Raw genomic sequence first — 26,153 nt, 5'->3', positions numbered from 1 at the left:
TTCCTCCTTCAGAAAAGCTCCTCCGGGTCAAAGCTTTGCACCCTGCGCGCGTAGGCCACGCTCCGCTTGTTGAAGAAGTCCACCTCCTTGTCGGCAAGGAGCTCCAGGGTGAACCACTCCGTGTCCCTCAAGGCCTTCTCGTCCACGGAGAAGACCGGGGGCAGGCCGTGGAGGGCGAGGACCTGGTTGTAGCGCCCTTTGAGAAACTCCAAGGTCTCCCTGTGGCCCACCAGGGCAGGCTCCCCCGCGGAGAAGAGCCAGTCCAGCAAGGCCTCCTCCGCCCGGAAAAGGCCCTGGGCGAGGCGCAAGGCCTCCTCCTGAAACCCCTCGCCGAGGGCCTCGGGGTGCTCCGTCCTGAGGAGACGGAGGAGCTCCACCCCAAAGAGGCCGTGGACGTTCTCCTCCTTGCTGGTGGCCTCGATGGCGTTGGAGATCCCCTTATAGCGGTTGCCGCGGCGGTTTAGGGCCATGAGGACGTAGAACTGGGAGAAGAGGGAGACGTGTTCCGTGAAGGCGGAGAAGAGGAAAAGGGCGAGGGCGTATTCCCGCAGGTCCTTCCCCTGGGCGCGCCGAAGGGCCTCCCCCAGGGCCTGGGCCCGGTCCCGGAGGGCGCTCGCCCCCTCCAGGGCCTGTCCAAAGGCTTCCTCCAGGCCCAAAAGCTCCAGGAGGTGGGCGTAGGCGTTGGCGTGCCGCACCTCGCTCTCGGCGAAGGTGAGGCCCACCTCGGCGATCTCGGGCTTGGGAAAGCGGTCGTAGACCCGGGCCCAGAAGAGCTTGACGGCGAGCTCCACCTGGGCGATGGCGAGGAGGGCGCGCTCCACCAGGGAGCGCTCCTTCTCGTCGGCCAGGGCGTGGTCCTGTAGGTCAGACTGGAAGCTGAACTCCGTGTGCACCCAGTAGCTGTGCCGGATGGCGTCCCGGAAGCGGAGGAGCTCGGGGTACTCGTAGGGGCGGTAGGCGAGCCTAGGGGCCGTGAGGGGCATGGGCCTCACCTCCTTCCAGGGGAGGCACCGGGCTTGGCCTCCCCCTTTCGTCCACCGCCACCAGGACAAACCCGCCCCGGGCAGCCAGGTAGGCCTCCTCGCCTTCCTTCACCGGCTCCACCCACATCTCCACCTCCACCCGCATGGAGGTGCGCCCCACCTCCTTAAGCCGGGCCACCAGCTCCACGATGGCCCCCAGGGGGACGGGGCGCTTGAAGTCCACCGCGTCCGCGTGTACCGTTACCACCTTCTTGCGCGCGTGGCGCGTGGCGGCCACAAAGGCCGCCTGGTCCATCCAGGCCAGAACCGTTCCGCCAAACAGGGTTCCGTAGTGGTTGGTCTCCCCGGGGAAGACGGGGTAGACCATCCGCGTTTCCCGCATAGCGCCTCCTTGGGCGGGAAAAGCTTCCTAGAGCCGAAGGGCCTCTTTCGGGCGCTTGGCCCGTGACGGGTTTTGGGGGGGTTAGGCTAAGGTCCCACGGGTCTCACCACCTTCACCCTTGCCTCGAGGGCTACGGGGCAGGGCCGCGAAGCGGGTACTCGGGCTTCCGGCCGGGGCGGAGGGCGCGACGCTTGGGCCGGTTACCGTTGCGGGACAGCGCCGGACTTTCACCGGACTTCCCCCACCGCCTTTGGGCGTCCAGGCCTGTCGGCCTGGCATCGCGGCCAGGACACCCTAAGTCTTGGGCGTCCTGCCCAAGACCCTACCACAGGTTGGGTAAGGGGTCAACGGGAAGGGGGCTTGCCTTGCAAAGGTCAGGAGGACGGGTGTATATCTCTCTCCTGATGGGCAAGCGAGGCTTCCTTCGCAGGGAGGCAAGCCCCAAGGAGGTCCTGGAACACTGCCTGCGCCTGGCCCGGGAGGTGGCCCCTCCCACCCCCAAAGGCAAGCGGGGCCGCCCCTGGCGCTACAGCCACGCCCTTTACCTGGCCCTCCTTCTCTTCCGCGCCTTCTTCCACCTCACCTACCGCGAGACGGAGGCCTCACTCCAGGACCTGATGGAAGGCCCCTTCCCTTCCCACCAGTCCCTGGCCCGCTACGCCCTCAAGCACCTGGACCCCAAACTCCTTGAGGCCCTCCTGGAGAGGCTTTCCCGGGAACTGGAGGCCCATCTCGCCCCGGAGTCCTCGCCGGAAGGCGAAGCGGCTTCGGACGAGGCGCCGGCACACCTGGCGGCGCTTTCCCCCCCTCTACCTCATGGACACCACGGGGCTGGCCTACCGGAGCAAGGACCGGCTTCTCCGCTTTCGTCGGGGGAAGGAGGTGCGGCGGGTGCGGGGGCACGCGCGGCTTCTGGCCCTGATGCGGTGGGATAGGGAGAGGCGGCTCTTGTGGCCCTGGGGTGGAGTGGTGGGGGAGGGCTACGCCCCGGACCCCCGGCTTGGGGGGGAGGTGCTGAGGCGGTTTCCTCCTTCCCGGGGGTGGCTTTTGGCGGACGCGGGGTTTGACGGGAAGGAGGTGTGGGGGGTTTTGGGGGAGGCGGGGGTGCGGCCGGTGATCCGGCTTCGGGGCGGGGGCGAGGCCAGGGAGGAGGCGCGGGTGCGGGCGCGGGAGGGGTGGGACCCCGAGGTGTACCGGTTTCGCGGGGTGGTGGAGGGGGTGTTTGGGGGGATGAAGACGCGGCTGGGTGGGGGGTACCTTTGGGAGCGGAAGCCTTGGACGGCCATGGCGCGGGCGCTTTTGGAGCTCATCGCCTACGGCCTTAGGGTTCTTCTCTCCCTTCTCCCGCCCCCTCCGGGGTACAAGGCAATTTACTAGGCAAGCCCACGGGAAGGGGGGTGCCTCGGACGCCCGCCAGGTGCGGGGCGTGGGGGCGCAGGTCTTGGCCGCCCTCCGGGCCTTTCTGGTGTCCCTGCTGCACCGCAGGAGGGTGCGGGAGAAGGTCACGCGCCAGCGTACCTTGAAAGCGGCCCTGGAGGCCTTCTCCTTCCATCCCCTCTCCGCCCTCAGGTTCCTGGGGCTCTATGCGGTATAACGGTCAAGTCTGAATAAGTGGGAAACAAAGAAACACGACTTTTTGGTATACTAACACCATGGAGCTGGCCAAACTCAGCCGCAAGGGCCAACTCTCCATCCCTAAGCGCCTCCTCAAGGCCTTGGGCGTGGAAGGGGAAGCCTACTTCCTGGTGGAACTCGCTCCCGAGGGAGGCCTTCTCTTGCGCCCCGCCGGGGTCTACCCCTTAGAGGTCTACACGGAAGAGCGCCTCCAGGAACTCCTGGCCGAGGACACCCTCACCGAGGAGGAGCGCGCCCGCCTTGCCGCCCTCGCCCGTTAGGCTCCACCGCCTCTTCCTGGACGCCAACGTCCTCTTCGCTGCTTGCTGGCAAGAGGGGAGAGCGCAGGCCCTTTTGGAGCTGGCGCCGAGGGCCAAGGTCCTCCTCCTCACCTCTCCCCACGCCCTGGAGGAGGCCCGGCGCAACCTGGAGGCCAAGCGGCCCGAGGCCCTGGAGTGCCTTCAGCGGATACGGGAACGGGTGCAGACGGTCCCCGAGGCCCCTATGGCGTTGGTGCGGAAAGCGCTGGCAGAAGGCCTACCCCTTAAGGATGCCCCGATCCTGGCGGCTGCCTGGAAGGCCGGCGCCGAGGCCCTGGTGACTGGGGACCGGCGCCACTTTGGGCACCTCATGGGGAAGAGGGTAAGGGGGCTCTGGGTGGTTTCGCTGGCGGAAGCCCTGGCGGGGGTGATGGGCCTCTTGGAGGACAAGGGTTAGGGGAAAAGGCCTCAAGCCCGAACGGACGCCAAACCCCATTCCTCCGCCTGAGGCGGGTGAAGGGCTACGGGGTGGTGGTGGTGGACACGCCCCCCGCCCTCCGCTCCGAGGCCCTGGAGGCGGTGCTCAGGGCGGCGGACTACGCCGTCCTCCCCACGCCCCCCGCCCCCCTGGACCTCGAGGCCCTGGTGGAGACGGTGCGGAAGGCCGTCCGACCCCTCGGGGTGGCCTACCGGGTCCTCCTCACCCGGGTGGACCCCCGGAGCCTGGGGGAGGCCCTCGAGGCCCAGACCGCCCTCATGGAGGCCGGGGTGCCCGCCTTCCACGCCTTCGTGCGGGCCTACAAGGCCCACGAGCGGGCCGCCCTGGACGGCAAGCCCATCACCCGCTGGCGCGGCCCCAACGCCCGCGAGGGTCGTGTAAGGATTTATGTGTAAGGATCCGTGTTTAATAGGGGGGCACACCTTAGCACGAGGAGGTGCCCCGTGGACCAGGATACCTTGCGGATCTTGCTGAGGGAAGCGGTGCGGGAGACAGTAGCCGAGGTTCTGCAGACGGTTCTGGAGCTGGACCGGACAGCCTTCTTGCAGGTGCACGGAGGCCGCAGGAACGGCTACTACCCCCGCAAGCTGGAGACCACCTTCGGCCAGGTGGACCTGAAGGTCCCTAGGGATCGGGAATCTCGGTATTACCCGGCTTTCCTTAAGCCCTACGCCCGCCGCCTGGTGGACGTGGGGGAAGTAGCTGTGGCCTTGTACGCCGCCGGGGTCAGTCAGCGCAAGGCGGCCGAGATACTGAGCCTGCTCCTGGGCCACCGCTACTCCCACGAGACCCTGAGCGCCCTGACGGACGAGGTCCTGGAGGCGGCAGGAGCCTTCCGCACCCGGCCTTTGCCCGAGGAGATGGCCTTCGTCTACCTGGACGGGCTTTCCCCTAAAGGTCTTCAGGGAAGGAGAAGGGATCGTACGGGAAAGCGTGTATGTGGCCCTGGGCATCGCCCCTAATGGGGAGAGGCGGGTCCTGGGGTTCTGGCTTTTGCCCACGGAGAGCGCCCTGGGATGGGAGGGGGTCCTGGGGGAGCTTTGGCAGCGGGGCCTGCGGCGGGTGTTGCTCTTTGTCACCGACGGGCTGCCCGGGCTTCCTGAAGCGATCCGCAGGGTCTACCCTCAGGCGGAATGGCAGCGGTGCGTGGTGCACGGGGTGCGGTGGAGCCTGTCCCAGGTGCGCTCCCGGGACCGGGCCCTGCTGGCGGAGGACCTGAGGCGGGTGTACGGGGCGGAGAGCCGGGAAGAAGCTCTTGGGGCCTTGGAGGAGGTGAAGGCCGCCTGGGGTTCGCGGTACCCGGGGGTGGTGGGGCTTTGGGTACAGGATTCGGGGGCCTTCCTGCGCTTCTACGGGTACCCCAAGGTGCTTTGGCCGTACCTGCGGAGCACCAACCTGATGGAGCGGTTTATCCGGGAGCTACGGCGGGGGACGAAGGTGCGGGACCACAAGTTTCCTAAGGAAGAGGCGGTGTACAAGCTTCTTTACCTGGAGTCGGAGAGGCAGGAAGGGAGGTGGGCAGAACGGAAACTAAAGGGGTTCTCGGAGGTGAAGGAGGTACTGGAGAAGATGCTTCAGGAGCGGTATGCCCCCCGTACACAGACTCTTACACATAACTCTTGACACGACCGTCCTTGGGGAAGGGGTAGGTGCCCGAAAGGCTTCTCCGCCCTTTCTAGTGCCGATGAATTTCCAAGAAACTGCAGGGCGGGGCAGTGGGGTCTCTTTTTCGCGAAACGTAGCTTTCGCGAAGATAGGGGCCCCCAAAGGGGGTTCTTTTCCCTCCGGGCGGCGAGGCAGGCGCTTTTGGCCGTAGCGCACAAGCTGCTGCGCGGACGATGGGGCGGCTCAGGGAGTACTACGCGACCCAGCCGCACCAAGGGGTCGCTTGACAAGCAAGACAGTATCAATCCCCTTACGGGGCTCAATCCCTTGCAACTTAAGTAGGAAAGCCCTCAAAAAGGGAAACTAGGATATGAGAAAGTGATTAACATGCCTTCTTCCCGCAATTTCGCGCATAAGTGTAGTTGCTAGTGCCTACGCAAGTAAAAGAGCGTGTACTCCCCCCGCCCCAGAAAGGCCACCTTCAGCCTACGGGCTGGCCCGTGCCCACGCCCCCAAGGGGCTGGCGGCCTATCGCTGACTCCTTGAGGACCGGCAACACTTTCCTATCCCCCGTGCGAGTGGGCGCATGGGGTAAGCGGCGCGAGGTTAGGCGCCAGAGGAGGAGCCGCCTCGCCGAAGAGATGGGAAAAGAGGGCCTCTAAGCTCCGCGTTCCCCGGGAGGCCTCTAAGCCGCCACGCGAAGGGACTTGGGCGTTGGGCGCCTCAACGACAGCGGGGTGTGACGCCCCGGCCGAACAGACTCCCCACAACCTCGGCCACAGCGCGGCATTCGTGGGGATCAGCCAGATGGCGGAGCAGGAGCTGCGGAATGCGGTACCGAAACGCGGCCTTCCTTAAGGCAGAATCGTTGCCCAGGTTCCAGAGGCCCAGCAGATCCACAAGCGGCTCCAGGCGTGGGTCGCGGGCGCCGGGCGCCAGGCGCGCCAGGGTAGCCTCAACCCAGGGCAGATCCTCGGCAGTGGGCTCGGGCAGACGCGGACCGCCCACATTTCCGGCGGCCATCTGGAGCTTTCCGAGTTCTTCTTGTTGCCGCAGGTGTCGCGCGACGTGCCGGAGCGTCTCGGGCTCACCCCAGAGCTCTTCAACGAGCCGCCGCACGCCGTCAAATCCCCACCTTCCGAGCAGCGCCAGCGTCATTTCGCCGCCTTCTTCCTCGCGAAGCGCCTGCATGAGCAGCTGCCAGACACCCTCTCGAAGATCCTCCGGAATCTCCAGCGCCTGCTGGATGAGCCACAGCCGGTGCCCCAGTGACGCCTCCGGATCTTCCAGCGCCCGGCGAATCAAAAAGGGATCAAGCATTTCCCGGGGGACAAGGTGCCCGATGATCCCCAGCGGCGGCGGGTCCTCCTCCGCGCGGACGAAGAATTCCACCATGCGCTGCAGGAGCCCGGGGCCGAACCCCGGCGGCACGGGGGCCCAGTCTTTGAGCGGCCTCGCCTCCAGCCGCTTCAGGAGTTCCCAAGCCACGGCCGCATCGGCCTGCGGCCCTTCGGCCAGGGCCTTCCGCCAGCGCGCCGGTCCTTTCCGCTCCAGGACGATCGCCAGCAGGCGGTCCACGGCGCCGGGCGCCCGGCGGAGGGCATGCGGATACGCGTCTTCAAGCGCCCGCACGACATTTGCGTCCGGATCACCTTCGCGTAGCCGCACCTCCAGGCGGTCCACCAGCTCCGGCGTCCAGCCACGGGCCAGCCCCAGGGCTATGGCCGCAGCATGCCGGACGTACATGTGGGCATCGCGCGTGGCCTCGAGGAGGGCAGCCGTGGTGGCGACCTCCCGGGCGGGGACGGCCGCGAAGTATTCCGCCGCGGCGCGGCGCACCTCCTGGTCGGGGTCCCGGAGAAGCTGCTGCAGCACGGGCTCCACCGCGGCCTGCCAAGGTCCGGGCTCCGCGCGGCCAAGCAGGACGACGGCGCGGCGGCGCAACGCCTCGCTGGGATCCCCCCTGGCCACCTCGGCCAGCGCACGCGCCAGGGAGTCCGTAAGCGCCGGTCGGAACCCGCTGAGGAAGGTCTGAAACCGGTTCTCGTTTTCCACCCGAAGCGCCGCAAGAAGCACCGGCCAGGCGGTCTCGTCGCCCAGAAAGAGGAGCGCCCGGAGGGCCTCCCGCTGCACGTTCGGGTCTTCGTCGCGGAGCGCCTGGCGTAGCGCTTCCCGCGCGCGCGGGTGCAGCTCCGGCCGCTTTTGCCACGACGCCACCAGCGCCTGCCCCTGCCCGGCATCCCCTGTTCGCGCCAGCGCATCCTCTTCCGGCGCCACCGCCAGGGCCAGAAGAAAGGCCGCCTCCCGCCGCAGGGCGGCCTCGGGAGAGGACAGGGCCTCGAGGACGACCTCCCAGCGTCCCGCGCGGGCCAGCAGGCGCAGAAGCCGGGGCGTTGGCCCTTCCCGGTAGGCGGCCCCGATCCGGTCTGCGATGGCTTCGGCGTGCGCGAAGAGGGCGCTCCAGCGGTCCCACTCGCAGGGGCGAGGCTCTCGGATAGGGGCGTCCCGGTCCCGGAGGTCCTCCATCGCCACCCGGAAGAGCCGCGTCAGCCCCTCTTGACCGGCCGCCGCCAGCAGGCGCACGGCTTCCTCGCAGTGTTCCCGGACGGCCCACTCCTCCAGCAGTGGCAGGCTCTCCGGCGGCGGAGGAGGCAACGGCTCACCCCGGTGCCGCCAGGTGCGCACCAGGCGGAACACGGCGTCCCGGAGCCCAGGGTCAGATAGCAGCGCCACCACCCGCCGCTTCTGCTCCAGGGTCAATCGGCGACCATCCAACTTCGCCAGAAAGGCCTCGCGCCAACGTTGGCGGTATGCAGCCAGCGACGGCGGCAAAGGGGGCGGACTCTGGGCCCACGCGATGAGCCGGTCCGTGCCCGTTTCCGTGGTATCCAGGGCCAGGATATCGGGGAGTCGCCAGGCATAGTTGCCCTGATGGCGGCGCAGGCGCTCCACGAAGGCCTCTGGCAGGCTGTCCGGCAGGTGCGCTTCGGAGGAAAGCGTTACCCGATCGGCCAGGAAGGACAGGATGGCTTCAAAAGCCTCCTCGGGCCAGGTGGCGGCCTGGGCGAGGACCGAGGGAAGGGCCTGCAGCAGAATTTCCTGCTGCTCGTAGCCAAAGAAGAGCTCCCAGCTCAGGATGAGCACCGCCAGCCCCTGCTTTCGGCGTATTGCGTCGTCCGACGTCGCCCACGTCAGCGGCACCCGCACGAACAGCGTCTCGGCCAGCGGGGGATCCATGACCGCCAGGGCTGGCGCGATCATGCCGTAGATGTGCTGCAGGCGTTCCACCACCTCCGGAGGTGCCGCCGGGTCCTGCCAGAAGCGCACGGTCAGGCGGGCAATGCGCACCTCTTCGCCGAACAGTTCCCCCTCGCTCAGCGCCCGCCCAAGCCGTTCCAGCAGAGGGAGGGCCTCGGTGGGCGTCCGGGCCGCTTCCAGCTGCTGGAGGAGCTCTGCTGTCTGTGCCTTAACGGCGCTGCCGAGGCCGAGCAGCGCCACCAGGAACGCCAGCGCAACCCCCGTGCGCTTCATGGGCCACCTCCCCGGATAGCGTGAGTGGCCGCCCACTTCACCGCCTCGGCTGCATCCGGAGCGACACAATGCCCCGATACCCGCCGTTATTCACAACGAAGAAGATACTTTCATACCCGCCGTTATCCGCCACGATGCTCAGCAGGTTCTGCGGGTTGCCGATGCCCTGCCGGGCCAGCCAGGCGGCAAAGGCGATGGCCCGCTGGTTGGCTAAAAGCCTCCGCTCACGCTCCGTACGCCCATCGCCTCCATCGCCGACGATGATCAGTCCGCCGCCTGCCTGACGCACGGCTTCCAAGTCCGCCCTCAGGCGCCGGACAAACGCCTGCCACGCCTGCCCTTCGGCGCGCACCCGCACCTCACCCGGGGCAAAGGGGTTGGCGGGAAGGTCAACAGGCACGAGCGTACCTTCCACGGTGCGGGGCTCACCGCCGAGGGCATCCAGAGCCGTACTAGAACTAATGGTCTGGTTCTGCGCCGCCTGGAGCTGGGGCAGGTTTTCCTGCCCTCCGGGGAACATCCAGTAGAGGAAGACGCCGCCGGTGGCGCGCCCGACGGGACGGCTGTAGCCAGCGATGCGGATGCCGTCCAGGAGCGCCGGACGGTCCTTATAGGGCAGTTCGTGGCCCTTGCGGCTCAGGAAGCGGAAGCTGATGGCGCGGAGCGGCGCATCCGGACGGAAGGGCGTCGTGGCCACGCGCTCGCCGTCGATGAAGAGGTTCAACCGCCCGCCTCGCACCTGCAGGGCCACGTTGTGGGGCGTATCGGGCGGAAGGCGTCTGGGGTCTTCTACCACCACCTGCCAGCGCCGGTTGGTGGCATTCCAGGTGGCAAACCAGAAACCGTCCCGATTTCCGGTGCGGAAGATTTTCAGGTAGACCTGCGCGTAGCCGTCGGGACCCACCCCGCGCTTTATATCTTCCTCCGTGTGCAGGAACACCCGCAGTTCCGCTTCGCCCGGTTCAAAAAGGTACGTGGTGAACTCCACGGAGAAGTCCTGCGGAAAATCCATCCGACGGAGGATGTGCGTGTTGTACGCGAGCGGGCGGAACCAGCGCCGGTCCTGAAACTCCGCCACCTCGTAGCTACCTTGCAGGATCTCCCAGCCTTCCACCTGGCTGCCAATCGGCGTGCCCGAAAGGTCTTCCTGATAGAGGATCCTGTCGCCGGGTTCAAACCGGGCTGTTTCGGCGCCGCCACGGATCTGGGCGTAGCCGTACCCGGCAATAAACCATCCGAGCAACATCCAGCAGATAAGGCGGTACCGCACGGTTCACCTCCTTGAAACTGCGGCCCTAAGCTTAGACCGCCTTGCCTCCCAGTTTATCACCGGGGGTACGGGGCCTGCCCGTTCATCGGGCCGCCTCCTCGAGGACGCCCTTGGCCTCTCTCTTGGGGTGGTCCAAATTCGGGGCAGCACTTCATTGGGTCCAGGGAAAGCTCTAGCGGGAGGCGACCCTCCTCAGGGGTCAACTGGATCCGAGGTGGGGCCGCCGTGTTGAGAGGATAAAGGGTTGGCCCTTAGCTGTCAGCGGCCGACTATCCCCCGGCGTGGCCTCCGCCCTTGCCCGCCTTCGCCCCCGGCGTTACGCTGGCCTCGAGGAACCCAAGGAGGTGGCCATGGCCTGGTTGAACCCGTTTTGGAGCTCGCCCAAGGCGTACGTGCGCCCCCCAAAGCGAGGCCTTGCCCCGGAGCTTTGGGCGAGCCGCATCCCCTTCACCCACCTGGAGAACTTCTACGAGGTCTTTCGGGCCCTTTGGGAGAACCGGGACAACCTTCCCTACGCCTGGCGGATCCTTAAGGACGGGGTCTGCGACGGCTGCGCCCTCGGGACCTCGGGCCTCGAGGACTGGACCCTCCACGGGGTCCACCTCTGCAACGTGCGCCTGCGCCTCCTCCGCCTGAACACCCTGCCCCCTCTGGACCCCAAGGTGCTGGAGGACGTGGAGGCCTTGAAGGGGAGGAAGAGCCGGGAGCTCCGGCGCCTCGGCCGCCTCCCCTACCCCATGCTCCGGCGGAAGGGGGAAAGGGGCTTCCGGCGCGTCTCCTGGGACGAGGCCATGGGGCTTGCCACGGAGTACCTCAGGCGCCACCTCCCCGAGGGGGCCTTCTTCTACCTCACGAGCCGGGGCGTGCCCAACGAGACCTACTACGTGGTGCAGAAGGCGGTGCGGGCCCTGGGGTGCAACCACGTGGACAACGCCGCCCGCATCTGCCACTCCCCCTCCACCGTGGTCCTCAAGGAGGCCCTTGGGGTGGCGGCCACCACCTGCAGCTACACCGACCTCATCGGCACCGACCTCGTGGTCTTCCTGGGCTCCAACGTGGCCAACAACCAACCGGTGATGATGAAGTACCTCTACCACGCCAAAAAGGCGGGGACCAAGGTGGCGGTGGTGAACCCCTACCGGGAGCCCGGGATGGAGCGCTACTTCGTCCCCTCGGACCTGGAAAGCGCCCTCTTCGGCACGAGGATCGCCGACCGCTTCTTCCAAATCCTCCCCGGCGGGGACATCGCCTTCCTCCACGGGGCGGCCAAGTGGATGCTGGAGGAGGGCTGGGTAGACCCCGGGTTCATCCGGGCCCACACCGCGGGCTTTGAGGCGTACAAGGCCCTCCTCGAGGCCATCCCCTTCGCCGAGCTGGAGAAGGCGGCGGGCGTCTCCCGCGAGGAGATGCGGGCCTTCGCCGAGATGGTGGGCCGGGCCGAGCGGGCCGTCTTCGTCTGGGGCATGGGGATCACCCAGCACACCCACGGGGAGGACAACGTGCGGGCCATCGTCAACCTCGCCCTCCTCAAGGGCTTCGTGGGGCGGGAGGGGTGCGGCCTCATGCCCATCCGCGGCCACTCCGGGGTCCAAGGGGGGGCGGAGATGGGGGCCTACGCCACCGCCTTCCCGGGGGGGCTTCCCGTGAACCCGGAGAACGCCCGGAGGCTCGCCGAGCTCTGGGGCTTTCCCGTCCCGGACCGCCCCGGCCTCACCACCCCGGAGGCCCTGGACCGGGCCCTCGAGGGGAGGCTCGGGGTCCTTTGGGCCATCGGAGGGGACTTCCGCGAGGTCATGCCCGACCCCGAGGCCGTGGAGGAGGCCTTGCGGCGCGTTCCCCTCAGGGTCCACCAGGACATCGTCCTCTCCAGCCAGATGCTCCTGGAGCCCGGGGAGTGTGTCCTCCTCCTCCCCGCCACCACCCGCTACGAGGTCCCGGGCGGGGTCACGGAGACCAGCACGGAAAGGCGCGTGATCTTCAGCCCCGAGATCCCCGGCCCGAGGCCCCCGGAGGCCCGGCCCGAGTGGGAGGTCTTCCAGGAGCTCGTCCACCGCCTGCGCCCCGAGCTCAAGGACCGCTTCCGCTTCGCCTCCACCGCGGAGATTCGCGAGGAGATCGCCCGGGTCATCCCCCTTTACGAGGGGATCCAGCGCTTCAAGGCCAAGGGGGACCAGTTCCAGTACGGGGGGAGGCGCCTCTGCGAGGGCTGGCGCTTCCCCACCCCCGACGGGAAGGCCCACTTCCGCCCCGTGCCCCTGCCCCAAAAGGAGGTCCCCGAGGGGGCCTTCCGCGTGGTCACCCGCCGGGGGAAGCAGTTCAACTCCATCGTCCATGAGGACCAGGACCCTCTCACCGGGGCCTTCCGGGACGCGGTCTACATGAACCCCAAGGACGCCGCCCGCCTGGGCCTGAAGCCTGGGGACCCGGTGGTGCTGGAAAACGCCTTCGGCCGCTACGCCGGCCGGGTCTACCTGGCGGAGGTCAAAGAGGGCACCCTGGAGGTCCACTGGCCCGAGGGGAACGTCCTGGTGGACCCCAAGGCCCGCTCCCCCCTGGCCCACATCCCGGCCTACAAGGAGATCCTCGCCCACCTGCGGCGGGGGGAGGCGGAGGCCCCTTCCCCGCTCCGGCCATGAAGGGGAAGGCCAGGGTCCGGGTGGCCCGCCTCGAGGGGGGCCGGTGGCGGGAAGTCCGGGACGAGGTGGCCGCGGAGGCCCCCCTGGAGATCCGGCTGCGCTACCGGGACGAGGTGGCCTCCCTGGGGGTGGTCCTCCGCACCCCGGGGCAGGACGCGGAGCTCGCCGCGGGCCTCCTCTACACCGAGGGCCTCCTCCAAGACCCCAAGGAGGTCCTCGCCATCGCCCCCTGCGCAGACGGAAGCCTCCCCCCCGAGGCGCGGGAAGGGGTCATCCAGGTCTTCCTGCGCCACCCCCTCCCGCCCCCGCCCAGGCGCCACCTCGCCCTCACCGCCGCCTGCGGAGCCTGCGGCCGGGAGGCCCTCCCCGACCCGGGAAGGCTCGGCCTCTCCCCTCCCCCGCCCCTGGCGGTGGACCCCGACCTCCTCCTCGCCCTGCCCGAGCGCCTGGGGGAGGCCCAGCGCCTCTTCCGCGCCACCGGGGGCCTCCACGCCGCCGCCCTCTTTGACCGGGAGGGGCGGCTCGTCGCCTTGCGGGAGGACGTGGGCCGGCACAACGCCCTGGACAAGCTCATCGGCTGGGCCTTCCTTCAGGGGAAGCTCCCCCTCCACGACCACATCCTCCTGGTGAGCGGCCGGGCCGGGTACGAGCTTTTGGTGAAGGCGGTGGCGGCGGGCATCCCCGTCTTCTGCGCCGTCTCCGCCCCCACGAGCCTGGCCGTGGCCCTGGCCCAGGCCTACGGCCTCACCCTGGTGGGCTTCCTGCGCCCGGGGCGGATGAACGTCTACGCCGGGCGGGAGCGGGTGGGCCCGCCTCGAGGGCTCCCCAACCCTTGCGGATGAGGCTTAAGCTTGGAAGAGGAGGGCGGTGTGAAGGTAGATCTGAACGCCGACGCGGGCGAGTCCTACGGGGCCTTCGCTTACGGGCACGACCGGGAGATCTTCCCCCTGGTGAGCTCGGCGAACCTGGCCTGCGGCTTCCACGGGGGAAGCCCGGGCCGGATCCTGGAGGCGGTGCGCCTGGCCAAGGCCCACGGCGTAGCCGTGGGAGCGCACCCGGGCTTCCCCGACCTCGTGGGCTTCGGCCGAAGGGAGATGGCCCTAAGCCCCGAGGAGGTCTACGCCGACGTGCTCTACCAGATCGGGGCCCTCTCCGCCTTCCTCAAGGCGGAGGGCCTTCCTCTCCACCACGTCAAGCCCCACGGGGCGCTCTACCTCAAGGCCTGCCGCGACCGGGAGACGGCGAGGGCCATCGCCCTCGCGGTGAAGGCCTTTGACCCGGGGCTTCCCCTCGTGGTCCTTCCGGGGACGGTGTACGAGGAGGAGGCGCGGAAGGCGGGGCTCAGGGTGGTCCTCGAGGCCTTCCCCGAAAGGGCCTACCTGCGAAGCGGCCAGCTCGCCCCCCGCTCCATGCCGGGCTCCTGGATCACCGACCCCGAGGAGGCGGCCCGGAGGGCCTTGCGCATGGTGCTGGAGGGAAAGGTGGAGGCCCTGGACGGGGGAGAGGTGGCGGTGCGGGCCGACACGCTTTGCATCCACGGGGACAACCCCAACGCCCCCGAGGTGGCGAGGGCGGTGCGGGAGGCCCTGGAGCAGGCGGGGGTGGAGGTGAGGGCCTTCTAGCGCCGGCCCATCCCCACATGCGTGGGGACTACGCGAAGTACCTCCTGGACGAGCTCAAGCGGGAGCTCGGTCCATCCCCACACGCGTGGGGACTACGCTGGGGGCCAGAAGAGGAAGGGGAAGACTCCACCGGTCCATCCCCACACGCGTGGGGACTACGCTTGAGGGCGCGGCGCTGCTCGGGGGTCATGTCCGGTCCATCCCCACACGCGTGGGGACTACGGCGGTTCTCCACCTACGTCTTGGCTCCCGAGTCGGTCCATCCCCACACGCGTGGGGACTACCAGGGAGAGAGAGAGGAGGCGGCGCGGGTCGGACGGTCCATCCCCACACGCGTGGGGACTACGGGGAGCAGGTGGCGGCCTTCTCCGCGAGCCTCCGGTCCATCCCCACACGCGTGGGGACTACCCCGATTTCGCACCCTAACTCGCCGCTCATGGTCGGTCCATCCCCACACGCGTGGGGACTACTTCTCCGCGTACCGGAGGGTGGAGGCCGGAACCGGTCCATCCCCACACGCGTGGGGACTACGTAGGGCCATGAGGAGGGCGCTAAGGATGTCGTCTGGTCCATCCCCACACGCGTGGGGACTACGCTTATGACCCTCCTTAGGCCGCCAGAGGGGCACGGTCCATCCCCACACGCGTGGGGACTACGTGTTCGCGGTCCGCCATGAGTTCGGGCTTTCCGGTCCATCCCCACACGCGTGGGGACTACTCCAGGATTTCCCCGGTCTCGGGGTCTACCGTCCGGTCCATCCCCACACGCGTGGGGACTACGGGTCTAACCCCTCCCTAGACACGATGGCCTACGGTCCATCCCCACACGCGTGGGGACTACGCGGCCCAAGCCCGGTAGTTCGCGAAAGATAGCGGTCCATCCCCACACGCGTGGGGACTACGTGGGAAGGCAACCCGCACGGCTTCGGGATGGCCGGTCCATCCCCACACGCGTGGGGACTACGTGGGAAATGATGGCGCCGTCAAGCTGGGTGAACGGTCCATCCCCACACGCGTGGGGACTACATGGGCGACTGAACCCCTGAACCCTGGGGTTGCCGGTCCATCCCCACACGCGTGGGGACTACTGCGCATGCGCTATGAGGACGCCATCCGCTGGCGGTCCATCCCCACACGCGTGGGGACTACGCCGCTGATGGCGGGATAGCCCGAGTCTAGGGCCGGTCCATCCCCACACGCGTGGGGACTACCCCGCCAGATGCTGGAGGTCCTGCAGGCCAGCCGGTCCATCCCCACACGCGTGGGGACTACACATGACCAGGACGGCGAAAACGCCCGCTCACCCCCGTTTATGTGTCTATTCGGGAGCAGTTACGGACTTTGGCTCTCAAGATCCCCTTCGGAACCCTTGGCAAGGCGTTTTTTGTACCTCTCAACCTGCCTGGACAGCTTCTCCGCCTTCCGCACCGCCTCGGCGTTCCGAACGCTCACCAGCACTATACCATCAAAGTCCCGCAGAAAGCGGTCCGGGTAGCCGTGAAGCCGCAAGGCGAAGCCCTGCTCGTTGTTCGTCCGGTAGGCGAGGGCCACCCGGCCGCCCTCGGCCTTCTCCACGGCCCGTTCCCAAAGGAGCTCTCGCACCGTGGCGCTGACCCGGCCCACGAAGACCCCGGTGTCCACCTCTACCAGGAAGCGGGTGAGGTCACCCCTCAGGCTCCTCGGCACCTTCTCCAGGATCATCACCACCATAGGCCACCCCGCCCTCCACCTCGCCCTCGAGGTCCCAAAGCCCCCCGGGGCGGGTGGGGTCCTCTTCCACCGGGTCCTCCTCCTCGGGGAGGCCGAGGCCCCGGAAGAGGTTCAGAAGGTCTTCCGCCATGCGCTCAAGGAGCCTCCCCTCCTGAATGGCCTCCCGCAGGGCCCGGCGCACCCTTCGCTCCACGGCCTCTTCGGATTCGGCCACGGTGCGGAAGGCGGCGGGCACCAGGTAGTCGGCCTTGTAGAGGTCGGCGATGTCGTAGACAAAGGAGAGGAGCTTCCCCGTGTGGATGAAGCCCAAAGCGGGGCTAAAGCCCAGGGAGACGATGGCCGCGTGGGCCAGGCCGTAGAGGTAGCTCGCCCCGGCGGAGAGGGCCCGGTTCACCGGGTCCGCCGCCCGCCAGTTGCCCCGGTCGTAGCTCCGGCCGTACCAGGGCACGCCCGTCTCCCGGCTCCAGCGGGCGTAAGCGTTCCGCACCCGCACCCCCTCCAGGCCCCGCACCTGCTCCAGGGTGAGGCCCTCGGGCAGGGGCTCGGAGAAGCGCATGCGGTAAAGCCGCATCACCACCTCGAGGTGCAGGGCGGGGTCGGCCCAGGCCCGGGCCTGGCGGTAGAAGCGGGCGGCGCTTCGGGTGTCGCCCAGGCCCTGGGCGTAGAAGCGGGCCATCCCCTCCCCCACCCAGGCCACGGTGCATCCGTTCTCGGCGAGGAGGCGGACGGCGGCGTGGGTGATGCGGGTGCCGGGCCCCAGGAAGAGGACTCCAAGCCCCGCCACCGGGGCGAGGGTGAGGCCCTCTTGGTCGTAGATCCCGATGCCCCCGGCCTCCCGCTCCACCACGGCGTGCTCCACGTAGAGGTAGGAGAGGCCGTCCCGGAACTTGGGAAGCTCCTTGAGGTTCCTGGCGCTGGAAACGGGGGGCACGCCGCCTCCCTAGGGGGCCACGGAAAGGAGGCCGAGGCCCAGGGCCTTCCCGGGGCCCACGCCCCGCCTTAGCGTGGCGAGGGCCCTTTCGGGGTCCACCACCTCGAGGCGCCCCTCAAAGAGCACCGCCTGCACCTGGAGGAGCTTCCCCGCCTCCTCCCCGTCCTTCTTCCGCCGGACCTCCAAGAAGGTGTCTTGGAGGATCTGCACCCAGGGGCCCCTTTCCCCCTCCAGGAGGCGGAACCCCCCCTCCTCAAGGCGCCTCTCCAGCCAGGCGACCTTCTCCGCCGGGGTCTTCAGGGCCACCCGCTTCCCCGTGGCGGCGAGGCGCTTCGCCGGGTTGGCCCGGAGGCGGAAGCGGAGGCGCTGGCCGGGCTTCAGGGCGGGGTGGAAGGGCTTGGGCGGAAAGACCTGGGCGTAGCCCTCGTCCAGCACGCTCCAGTCGGGCTCGGTGAGGGTCTGCACCAGGACCACGGGAGGCTCCAGACCCCGGGCGGGCTCCAAGCGCCAAAGAAGCCGCTCCCGCCCCTCCTCCAGGGCCCGGGAGACCGCCTTGGAGAGGGTGCGGTGCATCTCGTAGGGGTTCGCCAAATCCCGGCGGGCGGCCCGGGATGCCGGGTTCAGCACGAGCTTAGTGAGCCACACGGGCCACCTCCCACGCCGGGGGGCCTTCCGGCACCCTCTCCTTGGGAAGCACCTCCTCCCGCACGAACCGGGCGGCGAAGCGGCGCTCGCTGAAGGGCCCCGCGGGTTGGTCGTAGACCAGGCGGCCCTCCTCGGCCTCCAGCGCCAGGAGGAGGTCCTCCGGGGGCTTCCCGCCCAAAAGGTACGGGTAGCCCTCGAGGGCCTCCGCCAAAGGGGCCTCCACGAGGCCGTCGGGGAGGTAGGGCGGGGGGCTTGGCACGTAGCTCTTCCGGCCCAGGTAGAGGGGGAAGCGAGGGTTCTTTAGGGCCCGGTGCAGGGCCTCCAGGAGGGCCCTCTCCCCCTCGAGGCCCACCAGGAAGGCCGCGTCGGAGAGGAAGTACCGCTTACTGGTCACGGTCGCATTGCGCTCGTCTACCCGTATGGGAGTTTTTGTATAGCGGCTTAGCCATTCCCTCTCTTTCGGGGTGCTAACGGCAACGTACCCCTCCGTCCGGTAAACAAACTGAGCCGTCTGGTAGTCCACCTTGAGCACCCCCTTCCGGTCCACCCTAACCCCCATGCGGAGGGCGGCCAGATCGGAGACGTCCTCCCTCCGGTCCCGGCCCAGGGCGGCGGCCAGAAGGCCCACCACCCCGCTTTTCGTGGGGTAGGGCCAGGTGTCCCGGTGGTCAAAGCGGCTCCGCGTGCCCCAGGACTGCAGGGGGCCTTGGAGCCTGATTAGGAGGGTGGGCACGCTACACCCCCAGAAGGGCCTTCACGGCCTCCGCCGCCTTCTCCTTGAGGGCCTTCAGGTTCTCCAGCCTGGGAACCCCGTCCCCTTCCGCCCCGGTGAGGTCCAAGGCGCCCTTCCACTCCGGCTCCAGAGGCCCATAGACCCGGTCAAACTTCGCCCACTCCTTAAGGAGGGCCTCGGCGGAAAGCCGAGAGAGGGGAACCTCCTCCTTAGGCCGAAGAGGGGCCTCAAAGGCCGTGGCCAGGTTCCGGGGCATCCCCTCCCCCGCCCGAAAGGCCACGAAGAGGGGCGGGTTATGGGCGGCGAAGCTGTTCTGCTTGCCCGAGGGCAGGGTGAGGGCGAAGGCCTCGAGGAAGGCCAGGACCCCCTTGAGGGCGAGCTCCTTGTCCCCCTGGAGGTTTTCCACGAGCTTGTCCAGGTCCACCACGGCGTAGCGGTAGAGGGTGGCGGAGTAGAACTCCACGTCCCCCATCATCCCCGCCCCCGTGTCCTCTTTGGGGTTGAGGTCGTCCACGGCGGTGTAGAAGTCAAACTCCCGGTCCACCTTGTGGGTGCTTAGGGCGTGGGCCACCTGGGCCGCGGCGTCCACCCCGAGCTCGGGCCGGTCGGCGAGCATCCGGCCGAAGAGGGCCAGGTCCACGGCCTTGCCCCCGTCCAGGACCCGCTCCAGGGCCTTCTTGAGCTCGGGGGGTACCTCCGCCTTCTTCTTCCCCTTCACCTCGCCCGAGAGGGCCTCGAGGTTCTCCCGGATGCCCTGGGCCAGGGCGTCAAGCTCGCGGTTCCCCAGGAAGAGGAGATACTCCGTCCGCCCCTCCTTCACCCCGAAGCCCAAGGCGTTCAGGGCGTTCTCTATGGCACGGCGGGCAAGCTCCTCCTCCACACCCGCAAGCCTGCGGAGAAGCTCTTCCACGAGCCGCTTCGTCCGCACCGCCCGCTCCTCCTCGGAGAGGAGGGGCCAGTCCCTAAAGGCCACCCGCACTGCCCGCTTCTGGGCCTGGCTGGAGATCCTGGCCCGCCTAAAGCCCCCGAAGAGGGCGTCTTTGGGGCTTCCCGTGTCGTCCCGGTTCAGGTTGCTTGGGGCCACCGTCTGCAGGATGTGCACCTCCAAAAGCTTCATGCCTCCACCTCCTTCTTCTTCTCCTCTTCCGAAGCCCCGGCGCCGTAGTACTCCCTCGCCCAGCGCGCCTGGACGTGCCTCTCGGGAGAAAACCAACGCAAAAGGTCATCCAGAAGCCGGGCGAAGTCTATCCCTCCTTCCACCAAGGCCACCGCCTGGCGCAGGCGGAAGGCGATCTGGTCCCGGTCCGCCTCCAAAAGGGCCAGAAAACGCTTCTCCACGCTGGCCGAGCCCTGGGCCTTCTCCCAGAGGGCCCGGGCCAAGGTGCGGCCCACTTGGTGGTCCCCGTCCTTCAGGGCGTAGAGGGCCGCCACCAGGTAGTGGGCCTCGCGCTCCTCCTGCCTCCAATCCCCTTTGGCCAAGAAGGGCTCCACGTAGGGCATCGCCCTGGGATAGGCCCCAGGGGGGAAGGCCAGGCTCCGCCTGAAGGCCGCCCGCGCCGCGGTCCAGGCCTTCTGGCCTTGAAGGCGCTTAAGCCAGTCCAGAAACCGTTCTCCTGGGCTCACGTCCGCACCTCCTCGCCAAGCTCACCAAGCAAGCGTCCAAACTCCTGTTCTCCCTGGGCCAGGGCCTTCAGGTGCCGCGCCCCCGTGCCCAGGAAGCGCCGGGTGGCCTTCCAGGCCTCCAGGGCCGCCCCCCTTAGGGCTTCCCGCCAGAGGTCCAGGGAGGCTTCCTCCTCCACCCGGGCGAAAAACCTGGGAAAGGCCCCGTCCAGGGCGTGCCAGTAAAGGCGCTCCAGGGGGAGGGAGTTGGCGAGCTTCGTAAGCTCCTCAAGGTACGGGCTTCGCCCGTGACCGCGGTCCCGCTCCCCCACCACCGCCTTGGCCACCTCCTGGGCAAGGTGCTTCAGGCCCTGCCCCAGCTCCTCGGCCATCTTCAAGGCTTTTTCCAGGTTTTCCTCCGCCTTCGGGGTAAGGAGCCCCGAGGGCAAGGGGTAGACCTCCCGGCGGATGTCCAGGACCTTGGCCTGGTCCGAGACCTGGCCCAGCACGCGCAAGGTGATGCGCCCCTCCAAGCCCTCGTCCTCCAGCTCCCCCTGGAGGTTCTCCGCGTGCTCCAGGGTGGCGGCCACCTTGCCCCCTTGCCTCGGGAGCATGGCGGAGAAGTCGCGCCAGAAGCTCCGCTCCTCGGAAAGGCGGAGGACGAGGAGGTTACCTTTGGCATCCAGGCGCTGGGCCACCATGGGGTCGCGGTGCGTGGCCTCTAAGGGCTCCACCCCGGGGCCGTAGCCCATGAAGCGCACGCCGTCCCCCTCGTCCAGGAGGCGCACCCCCCGGGCGGGCCAGGTGTAGACCCGGGTCCTGCCCGTGAGGGGCCACTTGGTCCTGGCGCCCTCCAGGTCCCCAAGCCGCAAGGGCGGCACTTCCCAAATGGGGGCATCGTCCTCTGGAGTGTAAGGGACGAGGTTCAAAAGGAGGGTTTCCAGCAGGTTTTGCCCGGTGGGCAGAAAGAGGGCGGGACGGGCCACGGGGGCATCTTTCGCCGAGCCCACCCCGTAGCGGCGGAGGAGCCCCCCGGGGGCGAAGGCCTGGTGCACGAGGAGGGCCCGGGCGGCCTGGGCGTAGGTGGCCTTGGGGAGGTTTTCCTCGGTGGTGTGGTCAAAGAGGGTGGGGTTGTTGCCGCTCGCGAGCTCGGGGAGGAGCTTGCTCCAGGGAAGGGGGTTCTCCTCCGGAAGGTCCGCCACCTGGAGAAAGGGGGCCTCGGGGTGGAAGAGGAAGAAGCGGTCCCGGAAGCGGTTCAGGTAGTCCCTTATGGGGTCTTGGGGAAAGCCCCCCTTCCGCCACCAGTCCAGAACGTCCTCCGGGCAACGGGGGCCCGAGAGGGCCCGGTGGAGCACCGCCAGGAGGAGGCGGTGGAGGACGGCCTCCTCCAGGGGGGAAGGGGTCTCTATGCGGGCGAACTCGTGGGCCCGCAAGAGGGCCTCCCCGATCCCCACCTCCACCACCCGCCCGCCCTTCAGGACGGGGATCCAGGGCTCGTCAATGAGGTTGAACTTCTCCAAGCTTCCCACCTCCCTTTGCCTTTAGGCTAAGCCCGGTTCCCGACATCCGCTGACGGAATCAGACCGGAAGGTAGACCACCCCGAGCTCGGGGTCCAGCTCCACCTGGAAGGCCCGCTCCCCCGAGCGGAAGACCCGCCCCACCTCCAAGGGGCGGAGGCCCCGGAGGAGGCCGCTTTTGCGCCAAGCGGGTGGGGGCTCCTCCTTCAGGAGCTCCTGGGGGAGGGGAAAGCGGGAGAGACGCACCGCCCGCCGGAAGAGGGCCTCGGCCTCTTCTCGGGAGACCTCCCCCTTCAGCGGTGCCCTCCGCCGCCCCTCCCGGTCCAGGAAAAGCCCCTCCCCCACCCGGAAGAGAGGGACCACGGCCACGCTGGGGTCTCCCAGGCGGGTGAGGAGGCGCTGGGTCTCCGCCTTCTCCTCGTCGTCCTCCAGGCGCTCCTGGGCCACCAGGGCGCCCTCGTCCCAGTAGGCGAGGAGGCGGTCCAGCTCGCTTAGGGAAAGCCTCCTGGCGGTGTTCGCCTCCCGGTCCCGCCGCTCTTGAAGGGCCTTCAGGCTCTTCTTCGCCCGCTCCCGCAGGCCCTCGGGGAAGCTCTCGGGATTTTCCCCCTCATAGATCTCCTCCAAGAGGGCCTCGAGGTCTCCGGGCACGCGGAGGCGGTCCCGCCCCGAAAGGGCCCGCCAGGTGGCGAGGAGGACGTAGTCCTCGTAAACCTTGTCCCAGTAGAGGGGCTTTCCGAAGTCCAGGTCCTCCGGCACCCCTAGGAGGAGCCGGGGGCGGGCGTGTTCCTCGGGCCTAGGCCGCTCGTGGCGGTGGAGCCTCCCGGAGCGCTGGAAGAGGAGGTCTATGGGGGCGAGGTCGGTGTAGAGGAGGTCAAAGTCCAGGTCCAGGCTCTGCTCCGCCACCTGGGTGGCCACCAGGATGGCCCGCGGGGGCCTTGGCCCTCCCTTGCCGAAGAGGGCGAGGACCACGCTTCCCCTCAGGGCCCGCTCCTCGGCGGGGAAGCGGGCGTGGAGGAGGAAGACCAGGGTGCCGTCTGTCAGGACCTTTCCCACCACCTCACCCCCCCGCTCGGGAAGCGCCTGGCGCACCTCTTCCCACGCCTGCCCGCCAGAGATGCCCCCAAGGCGCCTCGCCAGCTCCTCGAGGGTAAGAGGGGTTCCCTCCCCCAGGGCCCGGTAGAGGTCCTGGGCCCGGTCCACGGTGTTCACGATGGCCCCCACCGCCCCGGGGAGGGCCCCCTTAAGCCTCTGGGCGAGGGGCTCCACGTCCACCTCCCGCAGGACCTCGAGGGCCACCTCCACCTCCCGGGCCGGGGGCAGGGAGCGGGCCTTCACCCCCTCCCCCACCAGGACCACCCGGGGGTAGGGGCCGAGGTCCTGCCCCTCCACCTCCTCCCCCGCCCAGGCCTCGAGGAGGGCCCTCCGGCGGGAAGGAGGCAGGGTGGCGGTCATGACGACGGCGCTGGAGCCGAGCGCCCTGAGCCAGCGCAGGAGGGCCTGGAGGAGGCCCGAAGTGTAGACGTCGTAGGCGTGCACCTCGTCCAGCACCACCACCCGGTTCATGAGCCCCCAGAGCCGGACGAAGTGGTGCTTGACCCGAAGCACGCCAAGGAGGGCCTGGTCCAGGGTGCCCACCCCGTAGGGAGCCAGCATGGCCCGCTTGCGGGCGGAGAACCACGCCGAGGCCACAGCCCCTCCTTCCTCCTCCTCCCCCACCTGGCGGGGGGCGGCCCGCTCCAGAAGCCCGGCGTAGTGGGGGTTGAGGAGGGCGGTGCCGTGCTGGAGCTGGAGCTCCAGGCGGCTCCCCTCCCCCAGCCGCTCCAGAAAGCCCCTCACCCGGGGGAAGAGGCCGTTGGCCGTGGCCTGGGTGGGCAGGGCCACGTAGAGCCCCCGGTGGCCGAGCCCCGCCTGGAGGAGGTGGTGGGCGTAGAGGGCGGCCTCGGTCTTGCCCATGCCCATGGGGGCCTCCACCAGGAGGAGGACCGGGGTACACGCCCCTTCCAGGAGGGCCGGGACACTTTCCTGGAGGGCATTGGGCTTCGGGATGTAGGGGAAAAGTTCCCCGAACTCCCTCCTCTGGGCCTTCGCGAAGGCGGGCCAGCCCAGGCGGTTCAGGGCCTCTTGAGCGAGCCTTAGGGCCTCCTTCAGGTAGTCCCCCCGGCGGGGGTCCCGGCCGTAGGGGAAGAGGGAGGGGTCCGAGGCCACCCAGTCGGCGAAGGAGGCCAGGGCCATGACCCTTAGGACGGCCTCGGGCCGCGCCTCGCCGTTTCCCTGCGAGGGGGGAAGGGGGGCCCCAAGCCTCCGGAAAACCTCCTCCAAGAGCCACCTCCGGGCCTCTTTCCAGAGGGGGTCCTCCGTCCTGAGGTGGCGCCGGGCCCGGCTCTTCTCCTCGGCGTTCGCCGGGAAGCCGTGGTGAGCCCCGAGGGCGGCGGCGAGGTCGTTGGCCGCCCGCTCGGGAAGCCCCTTCTCCTTGAGGAGCCTCCGCAGGAAAAGCTCCGTGAAGACCCCGTGGGCCACCCAGTCCAGAAGCTCGCCGAAGGGGAGGCCCGCCCTTTGGACCCGTTCCTTTCCCTCCTCCCAGCCCGCCTGGAAGACGGGGCTCGCCTTGCCCAGGTCGTGGAGGCCCACGAGGGCGGCCGCCCAGGCCAAGGCCCCCTCCTCGGGAAGGCCCCAGTCCTCGGCGTAGAGGGCGCGGGTCCGGGGAGGCTCCATCCGGAGGACGGCTAGGGCCACGGCCGCCGTGTCCAGCATGTGGGCGAGGAGGGGGTGGAAGGGGTTCCCGCTTTTGGCCCAGAGGGCGAGGGCGGCTTCCTCAACGCTCATGCGCGCACCTTAGGAGGGGAACCCGACACCTCCTGTCGGTTCCCGTAGAGGGCCAGAACCCGCTCCGCCTCCTCCAGCCAAAGCCGCCTGAGCTCCGGGGGGCTCAGCACCTCCACCCGGGGGCCGAAGCTCTGCACCCAGGCCAGGACCTCCCAGGGCACCCCGCCCTTGAAGGGGGCGGCCTCGAGGCGGGCGAGAAGGCTCCCGTCGGGAAGCTCCTCCTCGAGGTGGAGGCCGGGGTAGTCCCCCTCCAGAACCCGCCAGGCCGCCTCCGGAGCGAAACGGAGGCGCACCTCCACCCCCTTCTCCCGCACCCCCACTACCCCCCAGGCCCGGCGCAGGTAGGCGTTGGGGTCAAAGTCCTGGGGGATCTCGTAGGACTCGTCCAGAAGGCGGGCGTGGCGCATGCGGGAGAGCTTGAAGGTGAGCACGGCCCGGTGGTAGGTGCGCTCGTAGCCGATGGCGTAGAGGCCCAGGTTGGCCCGGTTGGCCTCGAGGAAGTAGACCAAGAGTTCCTTTGGCCGCCAGTTCTTGGAGCCCCCGGAGCGGTACTCAAAGGCGAGTACCCGCCGCTCCAGGAGGGCCCGGGCCACCATCTCCAGGGTGCGGCTCTCCCCCTGGCGCGCCTCCAGGCCCTGGGTACTCCGGAGGAGAAGGCCCCGCAAGGGCTCGGGAAGCATGCGGGCGAGTTTGTCCAAGGCCATGCGGTACTGGCGCGTGGGGGCCTGGTGGTAGAGGAGCCTTCCCGCGGCGAAGAGGGCCAGGGCCTCTATAGGGTGGAGGGAAGGGGGGCGGTCGGCGATGCGGTAGAGCCCCCGGGCCAGGCGCTCCACGGGAAAGCCGAGTTCAAGAAGGGCCTCGAGGTCCCGCTCCACCGTGCGCTCGCTCACGCCGAAGCGGCGGGCGAGTTCCCCCACCCGCATGGGCCTGAGCTTTAAGGCCTCGGCCATCTGCAGGAGGCGGGCGCTCTTGGCCTCTTGTCCCATGTGTTCATGCTAAGCAAGCCGTTTGGGCCAGGGTGTGATTTTTGACCATGCTATACTGGGACCAGCGCCCATCCTGGCCTTTCCCCCTCCCCCGTTCGGGCGCTGGGGAACTTGACAGAAAAACCTGCAATCCTTCCTAAACAGACACATAAAGGGGGGTAAGCGGGCGTTTGTGCCGTCCTGGTCATGTGTAGTCCCCACGCACGTGGGGATGGACCGACGCCACCCGCTCCTACTCCGAGGTGACCCGCGTAGTCCCCACGCACGTGGGGATGGACCGACGATTTGGCCGGGGCCCTTTACGAGCTCTCTGTAGTCCCCACGCACGTGGGGATGGACCGGTAGACCTGGCCCGCTTCGCGGCCGCCACTCCGTAGTCCCCACGCACGTGGGGATGGACCGAGGTCATCGCCGCCAACATCGCCTATCTGCAAGTAGTCCCCACGCACGTGGGGATGGACCGGCCGGACGCAGAATATAAGACGACCTTTGTCTAGTAGTCCCCACGCACGTGGGGATGGACCGTAGGCAACCTCCTCAACGGGCTGATTCTCCACCGTAGTCCCCACGCACGTGGGGATGGACCGCTGACAGCCCCCACCCGTCACAGGAGGCTAGGGTAGTCCCCACGCACGTGGGGATGGACCGGGCCCTATCCAGTTTATCCTCAAGCTTGCGAGCGTAGTCCCCACGCACGTGGGGATGGACCGGGTTAGCGCTATAAGCCCAAGGCCAAGGGGGTGGTAGTCCCCACGCACGTGGGGATGGACCGACCTCGTTGGGCGGCCAGAGAGAACAAGAGGGGTA

The 26,153-nt window shown here is 68.8% G+C and carries 20 protein-coding genes, 3 pseudogenes, 2 CRISPR repeat arrays and 1 riboswitch (1 of these 26 cut by a window edge); of the genes and pseudogenes, 9 read left to right on the top strand and 14 right to left on the bottom strand.

Translation table 11 applies throughout. From position 1 onward, the window contains the following. Positions 1–8: 8 nt before the first annotated feature. The 3 genes from TTH_RS11040 to TTH_RS11640 all read right to left on the bottom strand — a co-directional run bounded on the left by TTH_RS11040 (position 9) and on the right by TTH_RS11640 (position 2,153). Positions 9–983 carry a ribonucleotide-diphosphate reductase subunit beta gene (locus TTH_RS11040; protein WP_024118792.1) on the bottom strand — a complete coding sequence of 325 codons (975 nt, stop codon included), beginning with the start codon at positions 981–983 and terminating at the stop codon, positions 9–11. Beyond that, on the bottom strand, positions 964–1,365 hold the full coding sequence (locus TTH_RS11035) for an acyl-CoA thioesterase (protein WP_011229099.1): 402 nt from the start codon (positions 1,363–1,365) through the stop codon (positions 964–966). The genes TTH_RS11040 and TTH_RS11035 overlap by 20 nt, the downstream gene beginning before the upstream one ends. Before the next feature lie 132 nt (positions 1,366–1,497). Next, positions 1,498–1,669: riboswitch (cobalamin riboswitch) on the bottom strand. Positions 1,670–1,967: 298 nt separating this feature from the next. Next, positions 1,968–2,153 carry a hypothetical protein gene (locus TTH_RS11640; protein ID WP_223966770.1) on the bottom strand — a complete coding sequence of 62 codons (186 nt, stop codon included), beginning with the start codon at positions 2,151–2,153 and terminating at the stop codon, positions 1,968–1,970. Here TTH_RS11640 and TTH_RS11030 point away from each other — a divergent pair. From TTH_RS11030 to TTH_RS11010, 6 genes and pseudogenes are all read left to right on the top strand, one after another. After that, entirely contained in the window at positions 2,095–2,742 is a 648-nt protein-coding gene (locus TTH_RS11030; RefSeq protein WP_224065233.1) for a transposase, read from the top strand. The genes TTH_RS11640 and TTH_RS11030 overlap by 59 nt on opposite strands. Before the next feature lie 28 nt (positions 2,743–2,770). Next, positions 2,771–2,959, top strand: a pseudogene (locus tag TTH_RS11840) (hypothetical protein); the annotation flags it as partial. 58 nt (positions 2,960–3,017) lie between these two features. Beyond that, positions 3,018–3,260, top strand: a complete 243-nt coding sequence (locus tag TTH_RS11025) for an AbrB/MazE/SpoVT family DNA-binding domain-containing protein (protein ID WP_008633599.1) — start codon at positions 3,018–3,020, stop codon at positions 3,258–3,260. Continuing rightward, a complete protein-coding gene (locus TTH_RS11020) occupies positions 3,241–3,696 on the top strand; it encodes a PIN domain-containing protein (protein ID WP_008633600.1) in 456 nt (151 codons plus the stop codon). The genes TTH_RS11025 and TTH_RS11020 overlap by 20 nt, the downstream gene beginning before the upstream one ends. Positions 3,697–3,767: 71 nt before the next feature. After that, a pseudogene (locus TTH_RS11015) lies at positions 3,768–4,133 on the top strand (ParA family protein); the annotation flags it as partial. Positions 4,134–4,139: 6 nt separating this feature from the next. Next, positions 4,140–5,361 (top strand): annotated as a pseudogene (locus tag TTH_RS11010) (IS256-like element ISTth4 family transposase). A gap of 705 nt (positions 5,362–6,066) precedes the next feature. Here the strand turns inward: TTH_RS11010 and TTH_RS11005 are convergent. Both TTH_RS11005 and TTH_RS11000 read right to left on the bottom strand, forming a co-directional pair. Beyond that, entirely contained in the window at positions 6,067–8,874 is a 2,808-nt protein-coding gene (locus tag TTH_RS11005) for a HEAT repeat domain-containing protein (RefSeq protein ID WP_224065253.1), read from the bottom strand. Between the two features lie 37 nt (positions 8,875–8,911). Beyond that, complete coding sequence (locus TTH_RS11000; RefSeq protein ID WP_164926118.1) at positions 8,912–10,144, bottom strand: LamG domain-containing protein; 1,233 nt, start codon at positions 10,142–10,144, stop codon at positions 8,912–8,914. A 350-nt stretch (positions 10,145–10,494) separates the two neighbouring features. On the opposite strand from TTH_RS11000, the gene TTH_RS10995 reads away from it, so the two are divergent. From TTH_RS10995 to TTH_RS10985, 3 genes are read left to right on the top strand one after another with little or no spacing between them, the layout of a single operon-like run. Continuing rightward, positions 10,495–12,780, top strand: a complete 2,286-nt coding sequence (locus TTH_RS10995) for an FdhF/YdeP family oxidoreductase (RefSeq protein ID WP_011229107.1) — start codon at positions 10,495–10,497, stop codon at positions 12,778–12,780. Next, entirely contained in the window at positions 12,777–13,622 is an 846-nt protein-coding gene (gene fdhD / locus TTH_RS10990) for a formate dehydrogenase accessory sulfurtransferase FdhD (protein WP_011229108.1), read from the top strand. The genes TTH_RS10995 and fdhD overlap by 4 nt, the downstream gene beginning before the upstream one ends. 27 nt (positions 13,623–13,649) lie before the next feature. After that, entirely contained in the window at positions 13,650–14,402 is a 753-nt protein-coding gene (locus TTH_RS10985; protein ID WP_011229109.1) for a LamB/YcsF family protein, read from the top strand. Between the two features lie 3 nt (positions 14,403–14,405). Further along, positions 14,406–15,673: direct repeats of the CRISPR family, unit length 29 nt; unit sequence CGGTCCATCCCCACACGCGTGGGGACTAC. 60 nt (positions 15,674–15,733) lie between these two features. Here the strand turns inward: TTH_RS10985 and cas2e are convergent. The 9 genes from cas2e to TTH_RS10940 are packed head-to-tail and all read right to left on the bottom strand — an operon-like array spanning position 15,734 to position 25,346. Beyond that, complete coding sequence (cas2e, locus tag TTH_RS10980; RefSeq protein ID WP_164926117.1) at positions 15,734–16,111, bottom strand: type I-E CRISPR-associated endoribonuclease Cas2e; 378 nt, start codon at positions 16,109–16,111, stop codon at positions 15,734–15,736. Next, positions 16,065–17,042 carry a type I-E CRISPR-associated endonuclease Cas1e gene (gene cas1e / locus TTH_RS10975; protein ID WP_011229111.1) on the bottom strand — a complete coding sequence of 326 codons (978 nt, stop codon included), beginning with the start codon at positions 17,040–17,042 and terminating at the stop codon, positions 16,065–16,067. The genes cas2e and cas1e overlap by 47 nt, the downstream gene beginning before the upstream one ends. 9 nt (positions 17,043–17,051) lie before the next feature. After that, entirely contained in the window at positions 17,052–17,687 is a 636-nt protein-coding gene (gene cas6e, locus TTH_RS10970) for a type I-E CRISPR-associated protein Cas6/Cse3/CasE (protein WP_011229112.1), read from the bottom strand. Then, positions 17,674–18,420 (bottom strand): type I-E CRISPR-associated protein Cas5/CasD, encoded by a 747-nt coding sequence (cas5e, locus tag TTH_RS10965; RefSeq protein ID WP_011229113.1) that lies wholly within the window; start codon positions 18,418–18,420, stop codon positions 17,674–17,676. The genes cas6e and cas5e overlap by 14 nt, the downstream gene beginning before the upstream one ends. A 1-nt stretch (position 18,421) precedes the next feature. Beyond that, positions 18,422–19,537, bottom strand: a complete 1,116-nt coding sequence (gene cas7e, locus TTH_RS10960; RefSeq protein ID WP_011229114.1) for a type I-E CRISPR-associated protein Cas7/Cse4/CasC — start codon at positions 19,535–19,537, stop codon at positions 18,422–18,424. Beyond that, complete coding sequence (casB, locus tag TTH_RS10955; protein ID WP_011229115.1) at positions 19,534–20,043, bottom strand: type I-E CRISPR-associated protein Cse2/CasB; 510 nt, start codon at positions 20,041–20,043, stop codon at positions 19,534–19,536. Before casB ends, cas7e begins: the two co-directional genes overlap by 4 nt. Next, on the bottom strand, positions 20,040–21,548 hold the full coding sequence (gene casA, locus TTH_RS10950) for a type I-E CRISPR-associated protein Cse1/CasA (protein ID WP_011229116.1): 1,509 nt from the start codon (positions 21,546–21,548) through the stop codon (positions 20,040–20,042). The genes casB and casA overlap by 4 nt, the downstream gene beginning before the upstream one ends. 49 nt (positions 21,549–21,597) lie before the next feature. After that, positions 21,598–24,360 carry a CRISPR-associated helicase/endonuclease Cas3 gene (locus TTH_RS10945; protein ID WP_011229117.1) on the bottom strand — a complete coding sequence of 921 codons (2,763 nt, stop codon included), beginning with the start codon at positions 24,358–24,360 and terminating at the stop codon, positions 21,598–21,600. Further along, the gene (locus tag TTH_RS10940) at positions 24,357–25,346 is read right to left on the bottom strand and encodes a helix-turn-helix transcriptional regulator (protein WP_011229118.1); all 990 of its coding nucleotides are present in this window, start codon (positions 25,344–25,346) and stop codon (positions 24,357–24,359) included. Before TTH_RS10940 ends, TTH_RS10945 begins: the two co-directional genes overlap by 4 nt. Before the next feature lie 190 nt (positions 25,347–25,536). After that, positions 25,537–26,153: a CRISPR direct-repeat array (repeat unit 29 nt; unit sequence GTAGTCCCCACGCACGTGGGGATGGACCG); it runs 824 nt beyond the window's last position.

Source organism: Thermus thermophilus HB8 (genome assembly GCF_000091545.1).
Taxonomy (GTDB): Bacteria; Deinococcota; Deinococci; order Deinococcales; family Thermaceae; genus Thermus; species Thermus thermophilus.
Note: the sequence above shows the minus strand (reverse complement) of the source record. Positions and strands in the feature narration are given on the sequence as shown.

Coding starts and splice junctions, on each gene's coding strand:
- TTH_RS10995 (WP_011229107.1), top strand. CDS start 10,495: ATGGCCTGGTTGAACCCGTTTTGGAGCTCGCCCAAGGCGTACGTGCGC.
- TTH_RS11005 (WP_224065253.1), bottom strand. CDS start 8,874: ATGAAGCGCACGGGGGTTGCGCTGGCGTTCCTGGTGGCGCTGCTCGGC.
- cas2e (WP_164926117.1), bottom strand. CDS start 16,111: ATGGTGGTGATGATCCTGGAGAAGGTGCCGAGGAGCCTGAGGGGTGAC.
- TTH_RS11035 (WP_011229099.1), bottom strand. CDS start 1,365: ATGCGGGAAACGCGGATGGTCTACCCCGTCTTCCCCGGGGAGACCAAC.
- TTH_RS11025 (WP_008633599.1), top strand. CDS start 3,018: ATGGAGCTGGCCAAACTCAGCCGCAAGGGCCAACTCTCCATCCCTAAG.
- fdhD (WP_011229108.1), top strand. CDS start 12,777: ATGAAGGGGAAGGCCAGGGTCCGGGTGGCCCGCCTCGAGGGGGGCCGG.
- TTH_RS10940 (WP_011229118.1), bottom strand. CDS start 25,346: ATGGGACAAGAGGCCAAGAGCGCCCGCCTCCTGCAGATGGCCGAGGCC.
- TTH_RS10945 (WP_011229117.1), bottom strand. CDS start 24,360: ATGAGCGTTGAGGAAGCCGCCCTCGCCCTCTGGGCCAAAAGCGGGAAC.
- TTH_RS11040 (WP_024118792.1), bottom strand. CDS start 983: ATGCCCCTCACGGCCCCTAGGCTCGCCTACCGCCCCTACGAGTACCCC.
- cas7e (WP_011229114.1), bottom strand. CDS start 19,537: ATGAAGCTTTTGGAGGTGCACATCCTGCAGACGGTGGCCCCAAGCAAC.